The 15896-nt window shown below is 66.5% G+C and carries 19 protein-coding genes; 8 read left to right on the top strand and 11 right to left on the bottom strand.

All coding sequences use genetic code 11. From position 1 onward, the window contains the following. Positions 1-4 precede the first annotated feature (4 nt). Together ACFC0O_RS23390 and ACFC0O_RS23385 are read right to left on the bottom strand one after the other, a co-directional pair. Positions 5-664 (bottom strand): SRPBCC family protein, encoded by a 660-nt coding sequence (locus tag ACFC0O_RS23390; RefSeq protein ID WP_364636474.1) that lies wholly within the window; start codon positions 662-664, stop codon positions 5-7. 2 nt (positions 665-666) lie between these two features. Next, positions 667-2385, bottom strand: a complete 1719-nt coding sequence (locus tag ACFC0O_RS23385) for a thiamine pyrophosphate-binding protein (protein ID WP_375961157.1) — start codon at positions 2383-2385, stop codon at positions 667-669. A gap of 182 nt (positions 2386-2567) precedes the next feature. Here ACFC0O_RS23385 and ACFC0O_RS23380 point away from each other — a divergent pair, with 182 nt between their 5' ends. The 3 genes from ACFC0O_RS23380 (at position 2568) to ACFC0O_RS23370 (ending at position 4934) form a co-directional block, all read left to right on the top strand. Next, positions 2568-3083: an EXLDI protein gene (locus ACFC0O_RS23380; RefSeq protein ID WP_375961155.1), complete on the top strand. Its 516-nt coding sequence runs from the start codon at positions 2568-2570 to the stop codon at positions 3081-3083. 121 nt (positions 3084-3204) lie between these two features. Then, a complete protein-coding gene (locus ACFC0O_RS23375; protein ID WP_375961153.1) occupies positions 3205-4161 on the top strand; it encodes an ATP-binding cassette domain-containing protein in 957 nt (318 codons plus the stop codon). Next, positions 4158-4934, top strand: coding sequence for an ABC transporter permease (locus ACFC0O_RS23370; RefSeq protein ID WP_375961151.1), 777 nt, complete (start codon positions 4158-4160; stop codon positions 4932-4934). Before ACFC0O_RS23375 ends, ACFC0O_RS23370 begins: the two co-directional genes overlap by 4 nt. Before the next feature lie 80 nt (positions 4935-5014). Here ACFC0O_RS23370 and ACFC0O_RS23365 read toward each other — a convergent pair whose 3' ends face one another. The 3 genes from ACFC0O_RS23365 to ACFC0O_RS23355 are packed head-to-tail and all read right to left on the bottom strand — an operon-like array spanning position 5015 to position 6897. Then, a complete protein-coding gene (locus ACFC0O_RS23365) occupies positions 5015-5731 on the bottom strand; it encodes a zf-HC2 domain-containing protein (protein ID WP_375961148.1) in 717 nt (238 codons plus the stop codon). Then, a complete protein-coding gene (locus ACFC0O_RS23360; RefSeq protein WP_364636462.1) occupies positions 5728-6234 on the bottom strand; it encodes a sigma-70 family RNA polymerase sigma factor in 507 nt (168 codons plus the stop codon). The genes ACFC0O_RS23365 and ACFC0O_RS23360 overlap by 4 nt, the downstream gene beginning before the upstream one ends. A 48-nt stretch (positions 6235-6282) precedes the next feature. Continuing rightward, on the bottom strand, positions 6283-6897 hold the full coding sequence (locus ACFC0O_RS23355) for a YqgE/AlgH family protein (RefSeq protein ID WP_364636460.1): 615 nt from the start codon (positions 6895-6897) through the stop codon (positions 6283-6285). 135 nt (positions 6898-7032) lie between these two features. Between ACFC0O_RS23355 and ACFC0O_RS23350 the strand changes: the two genes are divergently transcribed. Continuing rightward, positions 7033-7794 (top strand): lysophospholipid acyltransferase family protein, encoded by a 762-nt coding sequence (locus tag ACFC0O_RS23350; RefSeq protein ID WP_364636458.1) that lies wholly within the window; start codon positions 7033-7035, stop codon positions 7792-7794. Between the two features lie 22 nt (positions 7795-7816). Here the strand turns inward: ACFC0O_RS23350 and ACFC0O_RS23345 are convergent, their stop codons facing one another. Then, a complete protein-coding gene (locus ACFC0O_RS23345; protein ID WP_364636456.1) occupies positions 7817-8149 on the bottom strand; it encodes a GNAT family N-acetyltransferase in 333 nt (110 codons plus the stop codon). Between the two features lie 134 nt (positions 8150-8283). Between ACFC0O_RS23345 and ACFC0O_RS23340 the strand changes: the two genes are divergently transcribed. Further along, on the top strand, positions 8284-9396 hold the full coding sequence (locus tag ACFC0O_RS23340; protein WP_375961144.1) for a glycerate kinase: 1113 nt from the start codon (positions 8284-8286) through the stop codon (positions 9394-9396). Between the two features lie 6 nt (positions 9397-9402). Here ACFC0O_RS23340 and ACFC0O_RS23335 read toward each other — a convergent pair whose 3' ends face one another. Next, the gene (locus tag ACFC0O_RS23335; protein WP_375963764.1) at positions 9403-9720 is read right to left on the bottom strand and encodes a winged helix-turn-helix transcriptional regulator; all 318 of its coding nucleotides are present in this window, start codon (positions 9718-9720) and stop codon (positions 9403-9405) included. Between the two features lie 177 nt (positions 9721-9897). Here ACFC0O_RS23335 and ACFC0O_RS23330 point away from each other — a divergent pair, with 177 nt between their 5' ends. Together ACFC0O_RS23330 and ACFC0O_RS23325 are read left to right on the top strand one after the other, a co-directional pair. Then, positions 9898-10770 carry an NAD(P)-dependent oxidoreductase gene (locus ACFC0O_RS23330; RefSeq protein ID WP_375961142.1) on the top strand — a complete coding sequence of 291 codons (873 nt, stop codon included), beginning with the start codon at positions 9898-9900 and terminating at the stop codon, positions 10768-10770. A gap of 98 nt (positions 10771-10868) precedes the next feature. Next, entirely contained in the window at positions 10869-11156 is a 288-nt protein-coding gene (locus ACFC0O_RS23325) for a hypothetical protein (RefSeq protein WP_375961139.1), read from the top strand. Between the two features lie 18 nt (positions 11157-11174). Here ACFC0O_RS23325 and aroQ read toward each other — a convergent pair whose 3' ends face one another. Both aroQ and ACFC0O_RS23315 read right to left on the bottom strand, forming a co-directional pair. After that, complete coding sequence (gene aroQ / locus ACFC0O_RS23320; protein WP_364636448.1) at positions 11175-11615, bottom strand: type II 3-dehydroquinate dehydratase; 441 nt, start codon at positions 11613-11615, stop codon at positions 11175-11177. A gap of 36 nt (positions 11616-11651) precedes the next feature. Then, the gene (locus ACFC0O_RS23315) at positions 11652-12248 is read right to left on the bottom strand and encodes a hypothetical protein (protein WP_364636446.1); all 597 of its coding nucleotides are present in this window, start codon (positions 12246-12248) and stop codon (positions 11652-11654) included. Positions 12249-12587: 339 nt separating this feature from the next. Between ACFC0O_RS23315 and ACFC0O_RS23310 the strand changes: the two genes are divergently transcribed. Then, positions 12588-14264, top strand: a complete 1677-nt coding sequence (locus tag ACFC0O_RS23310; protein ID WP_375961136.1) for an NTF2-like N-terminal transpeptidase domain-containing protein — start codon at positions 12588-12590, stop codon at positions 14262-14264. 18 nt (positions 14265-14282) lie between these two features. On the opposite strand, the gene ACFC0O_RS23305 is transcribed toward ACFC0O_RS23310, so the two are convergent. Both ACFC0O_RS23305 and ACFC0O_RS23300 read right to left on the bottom strand, forming a co-directional pair. Further along, positions 14283-14660: a DUF3054 domain-containing protein gene (locus tag ACFC0O_RS23305; protein ID WP_364636442.1), complete on the bottom strand. Its 378-nt coding sequence runs from the start codon at positions 14658-14660 to the stop codon at positions 14283-14285. Positions 14661-14758: 98 nt separating this feature from the next. Continuing rightward, positions 14759-15895: a YbhN family protein gene (locus ACFC0O_RS23300; RefSeq protein ID WP_364636440.1), complete on the bottom strand. Its 1137-nt coding sequence runs from the start codon at positions 15893-15895 to the stop codon at positions 14759-14761. Position 15896 lies beyond the last annotated feature (1 nt).

The raw sequence follows: 15896 nt of genomic DNA, 5'->3' as shown, positions 1-15896 counted from the left end.
CTGCCTATTTCATCCAGTCGGGGGTGATGGGCAATCCGTGCGAGGCGCGGTACTCGGCAATCGCCTTGAGATTGTCCAGTTCCAGCTGATGCCCGGCGGAGAACATCTCCCAGAAATCGCCCACCCACACCTTGCGGCCCTCGGGTGCCTTGTCCTGGTAGGGATTCCGGTCGTAGAAGGGGTGATGGCAGTTCGTCCACAGCACCACCGAACCGGGCTTGTCGAACACCAATTGCGCGTCCACCACCCGCATCAGATAGATCATCCACAGGTGCTCGCCCTGATCCCAGGCGCAGTGGTAGTCCACCGTCATGGCGTCGGGATTGGCGACCGTGCGGGTGTAGATCTTGGTGTTGGGGCCGAGCCGGTCATACGATTCCCACAGCCCGGGTTCCGCGGTTTCGGTGAAACCGCGCAGGCTGTACGTCCACTCCTCCAAAGACCTTGTATCGGCAAGGTATTCGTACAGATCCCGGGGCGGGGCGTCGATATAGCCCTGGACCGGGCAGTAGTCGCCGAAGATCTGGTCGTGCGGATACACCGACCGGAGCATCTCCAGAATGACGGGTGTGGTGGCCTCGCGATCGGAATTCTCGATACGCAGCAGTCCGGGCACCACCCCCTCGGGGATATCGCTGAGTGCGGGCAGGGCGCTGGTGGTCACGTTTACCTCCTCGGAGCCGTCAAAAACGGCGTGAAGGGCGGGATTTCGTCGGGATCGCAGTCGACGGCGATGAACGACGGCCCGGAACTGCCGACGCAATGCCGAAGGGATTCGGCGAGCTCGGCCCGGGTGATGGGTGCGTGTGTGCACAGATCCGGGAACATGGCGGACAGACCGGCGCCCGGATACGCCGGCCGAAATCTGTTGAAGCTGTAGCGATCCCCGTAATACAGCTGTTCGCGACTTATGCACATGGCATGTGCGTTGTTGTTGAAGACGATGAAGGTGATCGGCAGCCGATGTTCGATCGCGGTGTGAATCTCCATGCCGTGCATGAAGAACGCGCCGTCACCGGCGATGACGAAGGTGCGCCGGATGCTTCCGTCCGCGCGCTCGTGCCGGGCGAACGCCGAGCCGATGCCCGCGCCGAAGGCGTAGCCCATACCGCCCATCCCCAGGGCGACCGTGAAGCGTCCGTCCCGCGGCAACCGCAGGTGATGCACCACCGCCGCACCGGTGTTCCCGGCATCGGCGAAGACGTCCGCACCCTCGGGAAGTGCGGCGTTGATGGTTTCGACCACCTCGCGATAGCGCAGGCCCGGACCGTCGGACGGCGGTACCTCCAACGGTGTGAGCATCCCGGTTTCCACAACCTGCGGTGTGTTGTCCACAGCCGGGGCGGTGAACGGCCGGAGGATGGAAATCGGTGCGGGTGTGGATAATTCGCCGAGCAGCTCCGCCAGGGTCAGTGCCAGATCGGTGCTGCGAGCGTGAATCGCCGACAGGAACGGCACCTCGGCCCCGATGCTCGCGAGCGGCACCTCCGCCAGCGGGCCCTCCAGCCCCGCCCGCGCGGTGACCGGCATGCGGGTGCCGATGAGCAGGCAGAGCGTGGCGCGCTGCAGTGCGTCGATGAGCTCCGGGTGACCCATACTTCCCGCGATGCCGCAGAATCCGGGATCGCCGTGGTGATAGACGTCCTTGGCGTCCGGGGCCACCCCCACCGCGGCGTCCAGCAGCGTGGCGAGCCGGGCCAGTTCCGGGCGCGCGTCATCGCGGGCGATCTGATCACCGGCGATGATGACCACCTTGCCCAGCTTCCGGGCGGCGGTGATGGTATCCAGCACCCGGCGCAGGCTGGCCGTATCGCGCCGGTACGCGGGCTCGGGCGGGGTGAATTCCGCGGCGCTCAATTCGGCCTGTTGCACATCCTTGGGCAGCAATAACACCGCCGGTCCGCCCTGATTCAGGGCGTGGCACGCGCGGGTCAGGTGAGCGGGCAGGTCGGCGGCGGCTTCGACGCGCGCACAGTAGTGCGAGATCGGCGTGAAGAGCCGGACCGCGTCGAACGCGCCGGCCCGCCCGCTCGTGTCCTGAAAGGCGCCCTTGCCCTCCAGAACGGTCGGCGGCTGCCCGATCAGCGCGAGCACCGGAACCCGGGACGCGAACGATTCGGCGAGCCCGGCCACCAGATTCACCGCCCCGCCCCCGGACGTCGCGCACACCACCCCGAATCCGGACGTGGACCGCGCATACCCGTCGGCCATGGTCGCCGCCGCGAACTCATGCTTGGCCACAACGGCGGTCACCAACTCGCGATGATCGAAAGCCGCGTCGTAGAGATCCTCGATGTTCGCGCCGTCCACCCCGAAGAAATGCCGCACGCCAACCTCGGAGACCGCTCTGACCAGGTAGTCCACCACCCGTGTTCCGTTGTGCATGAGGCGGCTCCTTTCGGTGCCTGACACCGGAGTCCCGAGTCTGTTACCCGAGATACGAGACCGAGCTGTTGCCGGTTCAATCAGTTGCCGCGTCCGGCCCTTCGGGGGTTCGGGGGCGGAGCCCCTGAGGGTCCCGGGAGTGGGGCTTGCAATGTATGTATACGTCTACGTATAGTTGGCTCATGCCGAACAAGACGATCTACGTATCCGATGAGGACCTCAAGCTGTTTCAGCGCGCGCAAGAGCTGGTGGGGGGAAATCTGTCGGGGGCGATCGTGACGGCGCTGCGGCGTTTCATCGAAATCGAGGAAGGCCGCCAACAGGGCTACGACGAGGTAGTCCTCAAGGTCGGCAAGGACGGAGTCCGGCAGATCCGCTTCTCCGGCGTCCTGCTGACCGAATGGCACCAGGTGGGCAACGAGCGCATCGAAGACATCCGGGTGTACCGCACACGCAAAGGCGCGTACGCGGTGCACAGCCACTTCTCCAACTGGAGTGAATTCCCGGCCGACACCAACATCCTCAAGGATTGGAAGCAGTGGCGGCGCTTCCTCGGTGTGGGCGAACAGGATTGGGGCGATTTCGATTTCGAGGTCTTCGAATCCATCGATGACCTGAAGGGCAAGATCCCGGACCGCCTCTACGCCCGCGTGGTCGACGCCTCCGATCACTCGAATATCGAAGAACTCGACATCTGATCATCAGCTAGCCCAAAAGTATTGCCGCACAACTGAATAACCCGCTTTGTCCGCACGCCTCGGCGGACACGGCTCACCCGACGCATGCATTCATGCATACCCATTGATGAGAGGGACACCCATGAACGACCACCGCCCCCCGGCGATAGCGGTCACCGGCCTGTGCAAATCCTTCGGCGAACAGATAGTCCTGGACCGCATCGACTTCACCGTCCCGCAGGGCAGCATCTTCTCCCTGCTCGGCCCGAACGGCGCGGGCAAGACCACCACCGTGCAGATCCTGTCCACCCTCATCAAGTCCGACGGCGGCGAAATCAGCGTCGGCGGTTACGATCTCGCGACCCAGCCGGACGAGGTGCGCTCGGCCATCGGCGTCACCGGACAGTTCTCCGCCGTCGACGAACTGCTCACCGGCCGGGAGAACCTGCACCTCATGGGTGACCTGCACCATCTGCCGCGCGCCGAAAGCCGCCGCATCGCAGCGGATCTGCTGGAGAAGTTCGATCTGGTGGACGCCGCGGACAAGGTCGCGTCCAGCTACTCCGGCGGTATGACCCGCCGCCTGGATCTGGCCATGACGCTGGTCGGGAATCCGCGCATCATCTTCCTGGACGAGCCCACCACCGGCCTGGATCCGCGCAGCCGCCGCTCCATGTGGGACATCATTCGCGAACTGGTCGCGGGCGGGGTCACCATCTTCCTCACCACGCAGTATCTGGAGGAGGCCGATCAGCTCGCGGACCGCATCGCGGTACTGCATCAGGGGCGATTGGTCGCCGAGGGCACGCCCGATCAACTCAAGCGCCGGGTGCCGGGCGGCTACGTCCGGCTCGATTTCCACGATCGTGCCGAACTCGCCGCAGCCGCAGCAGTTCTGGGTGAAGCCTCGCAGGTCAACGGCGATCTCACGCTCGCCGTGCCGAGTGACGGCGGCGTGCGCTCGGTGCGCGAGGTGATCGACCGCCTCGATGCCGCGCGCATCGAACCCGCGGGCCTGTCGGTGCACACGCCCGATCTGGATGACGTCTTTCTCGCCCTCACCGGCGGCCATTCGACCGATAAGGAAAACGCCCGATGACCACCGTGGCCATGACCATCGCCGATTCCAAGACCATGCTGCGCCGGAATCTGGTGCACGCCAAGCGTTATCCCGCCATGACGGTCAGCCTGCTGATCATGCCGATCGTCATGCTGCTCATGTTCAACTACATTTTCGGCGGCGCGCTGAAGGGCGCGACCGGCGGTCAGAAGTACATCGAGTATCTGACGCCCGGCATGATGCTCATCATTCCCGCGTACATGGTCGCGGGCATCGCGGTCTCGGTCTGCTCGGATATGACCAAGGGCATCGTGAATCGCTTTCGCACCATGCATATCTCACACTCGTCGGTGCTGACCGGCACCGTGCTCGGCAGCCTGTTGCAGGGCCTGGCGGGCATCGGCGTGCTGACCGTGGTGGCGCTGGCGCTCGGCTTCCGCTCCCATGACGCGGGCGTGCTGGAATGGCTGGCCGCGTTCGGCCTGCTCGGGCTCACCATCTTCGCATTGAGCTGGGTCGGAGCGGGTTTCGGCGTGATCGCGCAGAATCCGGAGAGCGCCAGCAATATGCCGACCCCGATCATCATGCTGCCCTTCCTCGGCAGCGGTCTGGTGCCCACCGACACCATGCCCGCCGGGGTGAAGCAGTTCGCCGAATACCAGCCCTTCACCCCCATCACCGAAACCCTGCGCGGGCTGCTGATGGGCACCGAGATCGGGCACAACGGGATTCTCGCGATCGGCTGGTGCGTACTGCTGGGCGGTGTCGGCTACTTCTGGTCCACCTCGGCCTTCCGCCGCAAGACCAGTTGAAATAGCCACCGCGAGAGCCGAAATAGGCACTGCGCGAAGCGAAGACGGCGCACCCGCCGGGGTGCGCCGTCCTCGTGCGTTCAGACGCCCGCCGCCAGCAGCACCTTGCCCGACGCATTGCGGATCTGCACCGTCTTCACCTGACCCGGTGTGGCCGAAGTGGTGCCGTCCGGTGTGAACACCTGCCCCGGCTTCGCCGTCCATTCCGAGAGTTTGGACTGCGTCCCGTCCGCGCGCACCACCCACAGCGACAGCTGCCAGGCGTACGTGTCGTACTCCTCCGAGGACGGGTAGTTGCACCACATGTCCACGCGCGTAGCGCCATTCACCGACAGCAGTTTGTAGGTCGCCACGATCGGGGTGTCCACCTGTGCCTGTAATGCGCCCTGCGCGACCACCTGCTCGATCGCCGGGCGATCACCGACCACCGCGGCCGTCACCGGCACCGCGATCACGGCCGCCGCCGCGGCGGCCGCCGCCGCGCCACCGATCGCCAGAAACCTGCGCCGCCGTTGCCTTTTCGCCGCCTGTCCGGCGATCGTGGGCAGCAGCCGATCCGGTGGCGGCGGTACCGCGGTGGCCGGATCCTCCTGTCCCGCAATGGAAAGCGCGGTATCGGTATCGACCAGCGCGAGCAGTCCCGGCAATCCGGCCAGCTTGGCCACCGCGGTGCGGCAGTGCTCGCAATTGGCCTGATGCTCCTCGTACTCGCGGCGTTCGTCCCGGGCGAGAGCGCCGAGCACGTACGCACCGTCCCACGTGGTGTAGCCGTCACAGAGGTCGTGGCCCTCCGTCATCTCGTCACCCCCATCTCCTGTAGCACCAAACGCAGTGCCCGCATGCCGTAGTGCATACGGGACTTCACCGTCCCCTCCGGAATATCCAATTCCCCCGCGATCTGCGCGGTGGACAGGCCCCGGTAGTAGGCGCGGACGATGACATCGCGGTGATCGATGCTCAACCGGGCCAGCGCGTCGGCGACCAGCCAGCCGTCCAGGGCGCGGTCCGACTGATCCGGGGTCGGCTGCTCCGGCGGATGATCCGTGCGGAACTCCCGCCGGGAGCGGGCGCTGCGATGCTCGTCCACCGCCAGATTACGGGCCACCGTGAAGAGCCAGGCCCGCGCCGACGTGGTCGACTGATCCAGCACATTCGGCCGCTGCCACGCGCGCAGCAGCGTCTCCTGCACAATGTCCTCGGCCCGGCCGGGATCGCCCACCAGGCCGAACGTATATCTCCACAGTGCTGCCGCGTGCTCCTCGTAGAGCACTTTGAGCAACGCCGCCTGGTCGTCGGGCATCGGTCACCTCCGCACCCTTCACGACACAGACCGTGCCTGCGGTTCAGATCAGTTTCGTTCCAATTCGATAGGGTGCGTCGCCAGCAGCGAAAGCGGCAGCGGCTGACGGCGCAGCACCTGCGCCCAGAGATCCACGCGACCCGCCAGCGGATCGCTCGGCAGCGCCGAGAGCACTATCCAGTCACCGCGATCCAATTCGCCTTCGAGTTGCCCGAAGGTCCAGCCGGCATATCCGGCGAAAATTCGAATGCCCTCCACCATGGGGGCGATGACATCGGGGTCCGAATCCAGATCGACCAGGGCCACCCGGCCGTCCACCCGGCGCAGACCCGGCACCTTGGTGAAGGTGACACCGACCTTCACGGTCGCCAGGCAGAGTGCGGCATCGCGTTTGACCGGGCCGCCGAGAAACAGCGCCCGCGGGGACGCCGCCAGATCCGCCCAATTCGGTAGAACGTCGTGAACGGCGGTATCGCTGGGCCGATTCAGCACCACGCCCAGCGTGCCGGCGTCGTTGTGTTCGATGATGTACACAATGCTGCGCCGGAAGGATGCCTCGATCAGGTCCGTCGCCGACACCAGCAGAGTGCCAGGGCGAACCACCTGATCCTCATGCCGGAATTCGCGTCGAGAACGGTCACCGTGTTCCTCTGCGCGTGCCACCCAGCCATCATCGCACCGCCGCACCACAATTGCGTGGCCAAATTTCGGACGTGCGCAATTACGCCGTCGCCCGGCGGTCGCTACGGGCGAAAACTCGCCCTGTGGACGGCGATCGAACCGGGTTAGGGTGGCGGCATGGAACGGCCCGAGGTTGTCCTCGAGAACAGCGATGCGGTGTACGACTTCTATCGTGATCATCAGCAGAATCTGCTGAAGTCGCGGGCGGCGTACTGGCTGCTGGGGCGGCGTTATCGGCCGCGCATCTCGTATGCGCCGGGGGCGCGGGAACGGCTGCGCGAGTTGATCTCCCAGCAGCGGCCGCTGCTCATCGCGGTCAACCACCTCTCGCAGCTGGATCCGTACACGGTCGCGGCGGCCGCCTGGTACAGCGCATTGCGGCCGGTGATCGGGCGGACCCGGGTGCTGGCCAAGGATGAGTTGTTCCTGGAACCGAAGCTGCGCGCCCGCATCGACATGATGGGCGGGATCCCGGTCTTCCGAGGTAAGGACCACGGACTGCGCGCGGTGAACGCGGCCGGACAGCGCATGATCGACATCTGCGCCGAGCGCATGGCGCGCGGCGACGGGGTGGCGGTGTTCCCCGAGGGCACCTGCAATGACGTCGACCCGGCGCAGGTGCAGGCGGTGGGAACGGGTATCGGGCACATCGCCTTCCGCGCCAAGAAGCTCGGCGCGGATCCGGTGCTGGTGAGCCTGGGCCTGAGCTACGGACCGCGCGTCGACCCCAAGGTGGAACCCACCAAGGAAGAGGCGAAGTCGGCCAGCTTCTATTTCGGTGTGCCGGTGCCCGAGCTCCCCACCAAACCGGCCGAGATCACCCGCATCGTCCGCGACGAATTGCAGACCGCTCTGGATGGCGCAGTAAAGGCGTACTGAGCCCCGGCACACCTCGATCCGGTTACTGCTGCGGCAGATTCAACCGTTCCCGCGACCAGTGCGGGACCAGGGCCAGGTACTCCGGCCGGGACTCCACGAAATGGTGCACCATCGGGCACATCGGCAGAATCCCGAATCCGGCGTCGCGAGTTTGATCGAGTGCGCCCTGCACCAGTTTGCGGCCGTACCCGAGACCCTCATGCTGTGGATAGATTTCGGTGTGCACGAAGGCGCGCTCATTGGCGGTGTCCTGATATGCCGCGACACCCGCGAGCATGCCGTCGACATACAGCTCGAAGCGATCAAGTTCGGCATTCTTGCGGACCTCGACAGACGCGTTCGACTCACTCGGCATAGGTCGACGCTAACGCGTTTGCCAGGCTATTTGTCCGTATCCGAATTACCCGGCTTCGGGCGTGTCGCGCACCCGCCGGACAATCGCGCGGGCGTGCGGATGCCGGGCGGGCGAACAATGATCACACTGTGGAAATGACACACGCCGGACCGCGCCGGGTGATCCTCGCCCCGGATAAATTCAAGGGTTCGCTGACCGCCGCCCAGGTGGCCGCGGCGCTCGCGGCGGGTATCGAACGCGCCGCCCCCGGTACCGAGGTGCGGCGGTTGCCGGTCGCGGACGGCGGCGACGGGACGGTCGACGCGTTCCTCGCCGCCGGATGGGAGCGGATCGCGCTCGAAGCGCCCGGGCCTACGGGTGTGCCCGTATCCACCGCGTACGCCCGGCGCGGCGATATCGCGGTGATCGAACTCGCGGCGGTCGTGGGATTGGTGAAACTGCCCGGCGGACAACCGGATCCGCTGGGTGCGAACACCTACGGTCTCGGCGTCGTCATGGCGCACGCGCTGGATCACGGTGTGCGCGAGATCGTGCTCGGTCTCGGCGGCAGTGCCTCCACCGACGGTGGCGCGGGCATGCTGGAAGCGCTCGGCTTGCGTATTCGCGATGCGTTCGGCAACGAATTGCCTTGCAATGGAACACTTCTCGGTCCCGGCGATCGGGTCGATCGGAGCGGTCTGCATCCGGCGCTGGCCGATACCCGCATCACCCTCGCCAGCGATGTGGACAACCCGCTGCTCGGACCGGACGGTGCGGCCGCGGTGTACGCCCCGCAGAAGGGCGCGACACCGGAACAGGTCGCGACTCTCGAAGCGGCCCTGTCGAATTGGGCGATGCTGCTCGGCCCGGAATGGGCGGGCAAACCCGGCGCGGGTGCGGCGGGCGGCACCGGTTTCGGGGCCATGGCGGTGCTGGGCGCGGTCCCGCGCTCGGGCATAGACGTGGTGCTCGACCTGGTGGATTTCCCGGCGCAGCTCGCGGGAGCCGATCTGGTGGTGACCGGTGAGGGCTCCCTCGATGCCCAGAGCCTGAATGGCAAGGCCCCCATGGGCGTTGCCACCGCCGCCCGCCGCGCCGGAGTCCCGATCGTGGCCGTCGCCGGTCGCGTCCAACTCACCCCGGACCAACTGCGCGCGGCCGGATTCACCGCCGCCTACGCCCTCACCGACCTCGAACCGGACCCGGCCCGCTGCATGGCCGATGCCGCCGAACTGGTGCGGCGGATCGGGGAGCGGATCGTGCGCTGACGGTGGTCAGACCGCCAGTGCGGGAGTGCGTTCGGTGAGTTGGTCGCGGTGATCGTTGCCCCATTTTTCGAGGGTGCTCAGGGCGCGGTTCAGCTCCTGGCCGATGGGGGTGAGCGAATATTCCACGCGCGGTGGGATTTCCGGGTAGATCTCGCGGTGCACCACACCGCTGGCCTCCAAGTGGCGCAGGTTTTCCGCGAGCACCTTCTCGCTCACCCCGGACAGCAGGCGGCGGATTTCGCCGAAGCGCTGCGGCCCCTCGCCGAGCGCCCACATGAGGTGCATCTTCCATTTGCCGCCGACCACGTCGATGGCGATGGACATACCGCACACCTGGTGATCCGTGTCACCCGAATTCAGCACCGCGTCCTCCTGACCGTATTTCGAACCTCGAGGTAAGCAACCACACTCGAACGTGCGGTCTTCCCGAGCCCGTCGATCGGGGACACGATCGAATCCGTCGCCGATGACCGATCGGCACAGGATTCGAAGGGACACACCATGTCTGAGCAGCTACGTTCCGTTTCCGTACTCGGCCTGGGGCCGATGGGCCAGGCCATGGTCCGGGCCCTGCTGCAGGCCGGGGTGGAGGTGACCGTGTGGAACCGCAGCCGGGCCAAGGTCGACGCCATGGTCGAACTGGGCGCGAAGCCGGCCGCCACCGTGGCCGAGGCGCTCGACGCGAACGCGGTCTCGATCCTGAGCCTGACCCACTACGCCGCCATGTACGACGTGCTCGGCCAGGCCACCGATCATCTCGCGGGCAAGGTGATCGCCAACCTGTCCTCCGATTCCCCGGACGCGGCGCGCAAGGGCGGCGCCTGGGTGCGTTCGCACGGTGCGGAATTCATCTCCGGCGGTTTCATGTCGGCGGGCGACAATATCGAGCACCCGGCCTCGTACGTCTTCTACAGCGGTCCGAAGGAGGTCTTCGACGCGCACGCCGAGCTGCTGCGCCCGCTCAGCCCGCAGGAGTACCTGGGTGCGGATGACGGTCTGGCACAGGTCTTCTACCAGGCGTTGCTGACCATCTTCCACCCGTGGATGCTGGCCTACGACCAGGCCCTGGCCCTGATCGCCAACTCCGGCAACGATATCGACCGCTTCCTCCCGTACGCCCTGCGCTCGAACGAGGCGTTCCCCTTCTTCATGACCGATTTCGCGGCGGCCGCCAAGGCGGGCGGCTGGGGCGACCGCTCCCAACTGGTCATGATGGACGCGGGCGCACAGCACATCATCGACGCCAGCGAGGAGGCGGGCGTCGACGCCACCCTCTCGCGCACCGCACAGTCGTTGTGGCGCAAGGCCATCACCGCCACCGATGAGGCGGGCGAGGCCGTGCCGGTCTACCAGGTCCTGCGCGGCCGCGACTGAACCGGATCCCGGCTGTCGGGCCGTCCTGTTACAGTTCGGACGCTCGATGAAAAATATGTACCCGGGGGAATTACCAGATGAAAACTATTCTGGCAGTTGTGTTTTGGATGGTGCTCGGCATCGCGGGGGTGGTGAGCGGGATCAACTCGCTCAATGATCACCAGGTGAAATGTGGCGGGCAGGTCATGCACGCCGGGGACAGGTGCGAAGAGCTGCGAAACGGTAGTCATTCCAGCACTCGCGATTACTCCGAGCAGCAATCCTCGAATCATGGGGATGGCTGGTTCGAACTCGGATTCGGCGTGGTCGCGATTCTCGGATCGGGCTTCGTCGCCGTGCGCCTGGTGATCGCGCAGAACTCTCGTAACGCGGCGCGCCGGTACTGAACCTCGCGCCGTTCCGGATCAGCGGGTCGCGAGGAATTCGATCGCGGCGGCGTAGCCCTGGATGCCCATGCCCGCGATGACCGCGGTGGCGATGGGGGAGACGAAGGAGTGGTGGCGGAACTCTTCGCGGGCGTGCACATTGCTGATGTGCACCTCGACGATCGGCACCTCGGGGATGACCAGGGCGTCGCGGAGGGCGACCGAGGTATGGGTGAGGCCGCCGGGATTGATGACGATCCCGGACTCGACACGCCGGGCCGCGTGAATTCGATCGATCAGCGCGCCTTCGGAGTTCGACTGGAAGGTGTTGACCTCGCGCCCGAACCGCTCGGCGGTCTTGTTGCACAGCGCCACGATGTCGTCGAGGGTGTCGGTGCCGTACACCTCCGGCTGCCGGAGGCCGAGCATGTTCAGGTTCGGCCCATTCAGAACGAGGATCGGACCCACGGTGTCAGCCATGGGTCCGATCCTATTGCCTCGCTGCGATAAGCAGGCTCAGAGCCCGCGCGGGCCCTCCGAGCGCAGGTCGTCGACCTTGCGCATGGCGCCGCGGAGTTCCTCGAGCCACTCCTCGGCGTGCTTGCCCGCCAGCTTGACGGTCCAGGCCAGGGCATCGGAGCGGGAGCGCGCGACACCGGCGTCGATGAGGGTGTCCAGCACTTTGCGCTCGGGCTGACGGAGCCGGGTCATGACCGGAACCGCCAGGTGGGTGAACAGGATTCGCTCATCGCCGACCGTGACGCCCCAGGCGACGCTGCGGCCGTAGCGGGCCTGCGCCTCCTGTGCGATCTGCATGCGGGCGGCGCGGGTGGATTCCCGGAAGCGGGAGACCAGGCCCTCGCGGGTGGCCTTCGGCACTTCGGCGGGCGCGTCGGCCGGTGTGTCGGCGTCGGCGGGTTCGGTAGCGGGGAGGGGGAGTTCGCCGACGACGACGATTTCGTCGCGATCGATCTCGAGGGTTGCGGGTCCGGTGAACCACTCCGCTGGCAACCTTCCGGCGAACCAGTCGGAAGCGTCTGCGGCGTCGGGCAGGTCGGCTTGCTGCCAGCCGCCGGGGCGGCCGAATTCACGTCCGCGATGTCCGTACTTCATGGCGGTCACTCTCACTTGCTGTCTGGAGTTGTAATTCTGATTACAACGTTACGTTCTTTCCGGCCGAATGGATTCCGCTCTCGGAGAACGGGGTTCGACACGCGGCGCTGCGCGATTGCGCAACCGCGCCATCGGAAGGGACTGGACGGTCCGGTCAGGGCGCGAATGTGCCAGGGGCCGTAACCGACCGGTGATCATGTAAGTGGTCCATGTCGACCGAAATCGGCACTATGGTGGTGCTCAATACGTGTACGCCTGGTGGAAAGGTGGCACCGCGGGTGGTGTGAACGCGGTACCGTGGTCCTGTTGCTGATGTGGCAAGAGTGAAGAGTGGGCGATATGGATGTGTGGGGATCCCGCCGCTTCCGGATTCGTGGCGCGATCGTGCTCGCGGTGGTGCTGGCTATCGCGATTGCGATGGGGTCGTGTGCTTTCCGGGAACGGTCGACCGGTGCGGAAGCGATTGTCGAGCGATTCTCCAGCCTGCTCGACAAACAGGACTATGAGGGCGCGGCGCGGCTGACGTCCTACCCGAACGGTGCTTCGGCAACGCTGAAGCAAGTTTTCAGCGGCCTGAATCCAGGCAAAGCCGACTACCAGGTGACCCAGTTCATCGGCCTCGACGGCAATACCGGACTGTTCAGCATGACGGCCGCCTGGAACTTCGGCGATAAGCGGGACTGGAAATACGACCTGCAGGGCACCGTCCGCAAACTCAGTGTGGGCTGGCGCATCTCGTGGGATCCCGCCCTGGTCATCCCGCAGCTGGACAGCAAGCGCACCGTGAAGCTGGTGCGCACCTACGCCACCCCGGCCCCGCACGTCAATGACATCGTCGGCGCTCCGCTCATGACCGAGCAGACCATCAACGTCATCAAACTCGATCCCACCAGGACCGGCGATCCGGTCGGCTCCAGCAATGCGCTGGCCGCAGCCATCGAACCGGTCGCCCCGCTCATCACCGGACCGGTGCTGCTGCAACAACTGTCGGCCTCCCAGGGCAAACCGGTCGTCGCGGTCAACCTGCGCGACGGGGATTTCAATATCCTCGAAGACCGCATGGGAGCCATCCCCGGCGTGGTCATGGAGAAGCAGCCCCGGCTCATCTCCGCCGACCGCCGCGTCTGGTCGCCGCTGCTGGACTCCATGCGGAAGGTGTGGCAGGACAACAACGATGCGCGCGCCGGATGGGGCGTGCAGCTCTTCGAACCCGACGGCACCTTCGTCACCCAGCTCGCGGGTGAACAGGGCCCGCCCGGACCGGATATTCCGGGCACCATGGATCAGCGCCTGCAACGCGCCGCCGAGGATGCCGTGGTGAGTTACGGCACGCCGTCCTCGATCGTGGCCATCCAGCCGTCCAGCGGCGCGATCGTCGCGGCCGCGCAGAACAGCCAGGCCAGCGAGCACGGATCGGTCGCGTTCACCGGGCTGTACCCGGTCGGCGGCATGATCGAACTGTTCAAGAACATGGCCGCGCTCACCAAGCAGAAAGCGCCACAGGACATTTCGGTCGGCGACGCGGCCGAGGCGGCCAGTCAGCTCGGCGTCGGCCTGGACTTCAAGGTGCCCGGCCTGGACGAGACCACCGGCCGCCTGCCCACCGGCAAGAACGCCGCCGAACAGGTCGGGCGCGGCAATGCCGCCGACTCACTGCTGGCCAGCCCGTGGGGTATGGCCATCGCGGCCGCCGCCATCGCCAATGGCCAGGTGCCGAAACCGATGATCACCATCGGCGTCCCCGCCACCACCGAGGCCGATCTGCCCGCCCTGCCCGGCAATGTCACCGACCGGCTGCGCACCATGCTGCGCGACGGCGCGGGCGCACCGGAGTTGGTCAGCCTCAACAGGTATCAGGGCGTGCAGGCGTACGCGGCCACCGCGGGCAATAACGGCTGGCTCATCGCCACCATGGGCGATCTCGCCTTCGCCATCCACATCGACGATATCGACGCCCCGGACGCGACCGCCCGCATGGCGGCCCGACTGCTCCAGTCCCTCGCGACTCCGGACTAACAGCCCAGAGAGTTCGGATCAGCCCAGCGCTTTGATGGCCGCGCGCCAGCCCAGCAGGAACAGGGCGAGTGCGGTCGCCGCGACGATGACGAAGCTGACCGCGGTGCCCTGACCGCTCACCACGCGCAGCAGCATGCCGCCGATCAGCGTGCTGAGCCAGATGATCACGCCGGTCGGCCACAGCACCCGGCCGTCGAAACGCTTTGCGGCGCTGATGCCCTCGCGCCCGGAGGCGACCGCGATCGCGATCACCCAGCCGAGCAGCAGGCCGGTGGCGAACGGCCACACCGTGCGCAGCATGCCCGCCAGCACCGCTTCGTCATGACTGCGCCGCCCGATCGCGCAGAACACGACCACCAGCACCACATCCACGCCGAACGGCACCAATTTCTTCACGGGCACGAGGTTATCGGGCGGCGTCGGCGCGCCCCGTGCAGGGACACTCCTCGCGATCCGGGCGGTGCGGCACGCCGGTCCGGTGGGACGCGGGTCGATCAGCCTTCCGCGGGCGGGGAATTCGGGCGACGGCGATCGGTGATCAGCGGGGTGCCGCCGCGCTGCGAGAACTCCTTCTCGTACTCCGCGTCATCGGCCTGCGGCTTGCGGAACAGGAACAGGAAGACGATCCAGCCGATGATCGCCACCAGGATGAAGCTGACCAGCCGGTACAGGAACGCCGCCGCGACCGCCTGCGCCGCGGGCAATCCCGCCGCCGCGGTCAGCGAATAGATCAGCGTGGCATCGACGTACACGATGCCGCCGGGCGCGAAGGGTATGGTGCCCACCGCTTTTCCGGCCGCGAACGCCAGCATCAATCCGGCCAGCCGGGGATCCGCGCCCACCGCGTAACAGGCCGCGCCCAGGCACGCCACATCCGCGAGCCGATGCACCACGGCCCAGGCCGCGACCAGTGCGCCGTCCTTCTTGCCCAGGTCCACCGATTCCAGCTGGTGCAGCACCTCGGCGAGTTTCTCGACCCCGGCCTCGGCGGGCCTGCGCCGAATCCTGTTGATCAGATGCAGGATTCGATGCAGCAGCGATTCCATCGTGCCCGGATGCCTGGACACGTAGTTGAACGCCCAGATCAGCACCGCCACCGCGCCGAGCGACAGAATCACCTTGGCCGGGCCGATACTGTCCCCGCCCAGTACCGCGCCGAACACGCCGAGCAGCGTCAATCCGGCGGTGGCGACCACCCCGGACATGACCAGCTGCCAGGACGCCACGATCGGGCTCGCACCCCACCGGCGGGTCTGCCGATAGGTGAAGGCGGTGGAGAACACCTGTCCGGCGGGCAGTGTCAGCGCCATACCGGTCGCGCCGTACACCACGGTCACCGATTTGCGCTGACTCACCTCGACGCCGCCCGCGTGCAGCAGTTGTTTCTGGATGCGGCCGAATCCGCTCATGGAAAGCGCCTGCATAACCACGCAGGCCGCGACCCAGCCCCAATGGATTTCGGTGAGGTTCTTCCAGGATTCGTGCAGCCGCGGATAGAGATATGCGCCCTCGGAAATCAGCAGGGCCGCGAGCGCGGCTCCGAGCACCCATTTGGCCCACCAGAACCTGCCGCGGCGCGAGTTCTCCGCGGGCGGCGCAGGTTCGCCGGCCAGCTCACCATGGGCCGTCACA

Origin of the sequence: Nocardia sp. NPDC056100, assembly GCF_042266325.1 — a bacterium.
In the GTDB taxonomy this organism is placed as follows: Bacteria; Actinomycetota; Actinomycetes; order Mycobacteriales; family Mycobacteriaceae; genus Nocardia.
The sequence above is the reverse complement of the archived record's forward strand: the minus strand, read 5'-3'. Positions and strand labels throughout refer to the sequence as shown.

Excerpts from the sequence above, each read along its gene's own strand:
- ACFC0O_RS23315 (WP_364636446.1), bottom strand. The coding sequence starts at position 12,248 with ATGAAGTACGGACATCGCGGACGTGAATTCGGCCGCCCCGGCGGCTGG.
- ACFC0O_RS23335 (WP_375963764.1), bottom strand. The coding sequence starts at position 9,720 with ATGTCCATCGCCATCGACGTGGTCGGCGGCAAATGGAAGATGCACCTC.
- ACFC0O_RS23350 (WP_364636458.1), top strand. The coding sequence starts at position 7,033 with ATGGAACGGCCCGAGGTTGTCCTCGAGAACAGCGATGCGGTGTACGAC.
- ACFC0O_RS23330 (WP_375961142.1), top strand. The coding sequence starts at position 9,898 with ATGTCTGAGCAGCTACGTTCCGTTTCCGTACTCGGCCTGGGGCCGATG.
- ACFC0O_RS23375 (WP_375961153.1), top strand. The coding sequence starts at position 3,205 with ATGAACGACCACCGCCCCCCGGCGATAGCGGTCACCGGCCTGTGCAAA.
- ACFC0O_RS23340 (WP_375961144.1), top strand. The coding sequence starts at position 8,284 with ATGACACACGCCGGACCGCGCCGGGTGATCCTCGCCCCGGATAAATTC.
- ACFC0O_RS23380 (WP_375961155.1), top strand. The coding sequence starts at position 2,568 with ATGCCGAACAAGACGATCTACGTATCCGATGAGGACCTCAAGCTGTTT.
- ACFC0O_RS23370 (WP_375961151.1), top strand. The coding sequence starts at position 4,158 with ATGACCACCGTGGCCATGACCATCGCCGATTCCAAGACCATGCTGCGC.
- ACFC0O_RS23310 (WP_375961136.1), top strand. The coding sequence starts at position 12,588 with ATGGATGTGTGGGGATCCCGCCGCTTCCGGATTCGTGGCGCGATCGTG.
- aroQ (WP_364636448.1), bottom strand. The coding sequence starts at position 11,615 with ATGGCTGACACCGTGGGTCCGATCCTCGTTCTGAATGGGCCGAACCTG.
- ACFC0O_RS23360 (WP_364636462.1), bottom strand. The coding sequence starts at position 6,234 with ATGCCCGACGACCAGGCGGCGTTGCTCAAAGTGCTCTACGAGGAGCAC.
- ACFC0O_RS23365 (WP_375961148.1), bottom strand. The coding sequence starts at position 5,731 with ATGACGGAGGGCCACGACCTCTGTGACGGCTACACCACGTGGGACGGT.
- ACFC0O_RS23345 (WP_364636456.1), bottom strand. The coding sequence starts at position 8,149 with ATGCCGAGTGAGTCGAACGCGTCTGTCGAGGTCCGCAAGAATGCCGAA.
- ACFC0O_RS23385 (WP_375961157.1), bottom strand. The coding sequence starts at position 2,385 with ATGCACAACGGAACACGGGTGGTGGACTACCTGGTCAGAGCGGTCTCC.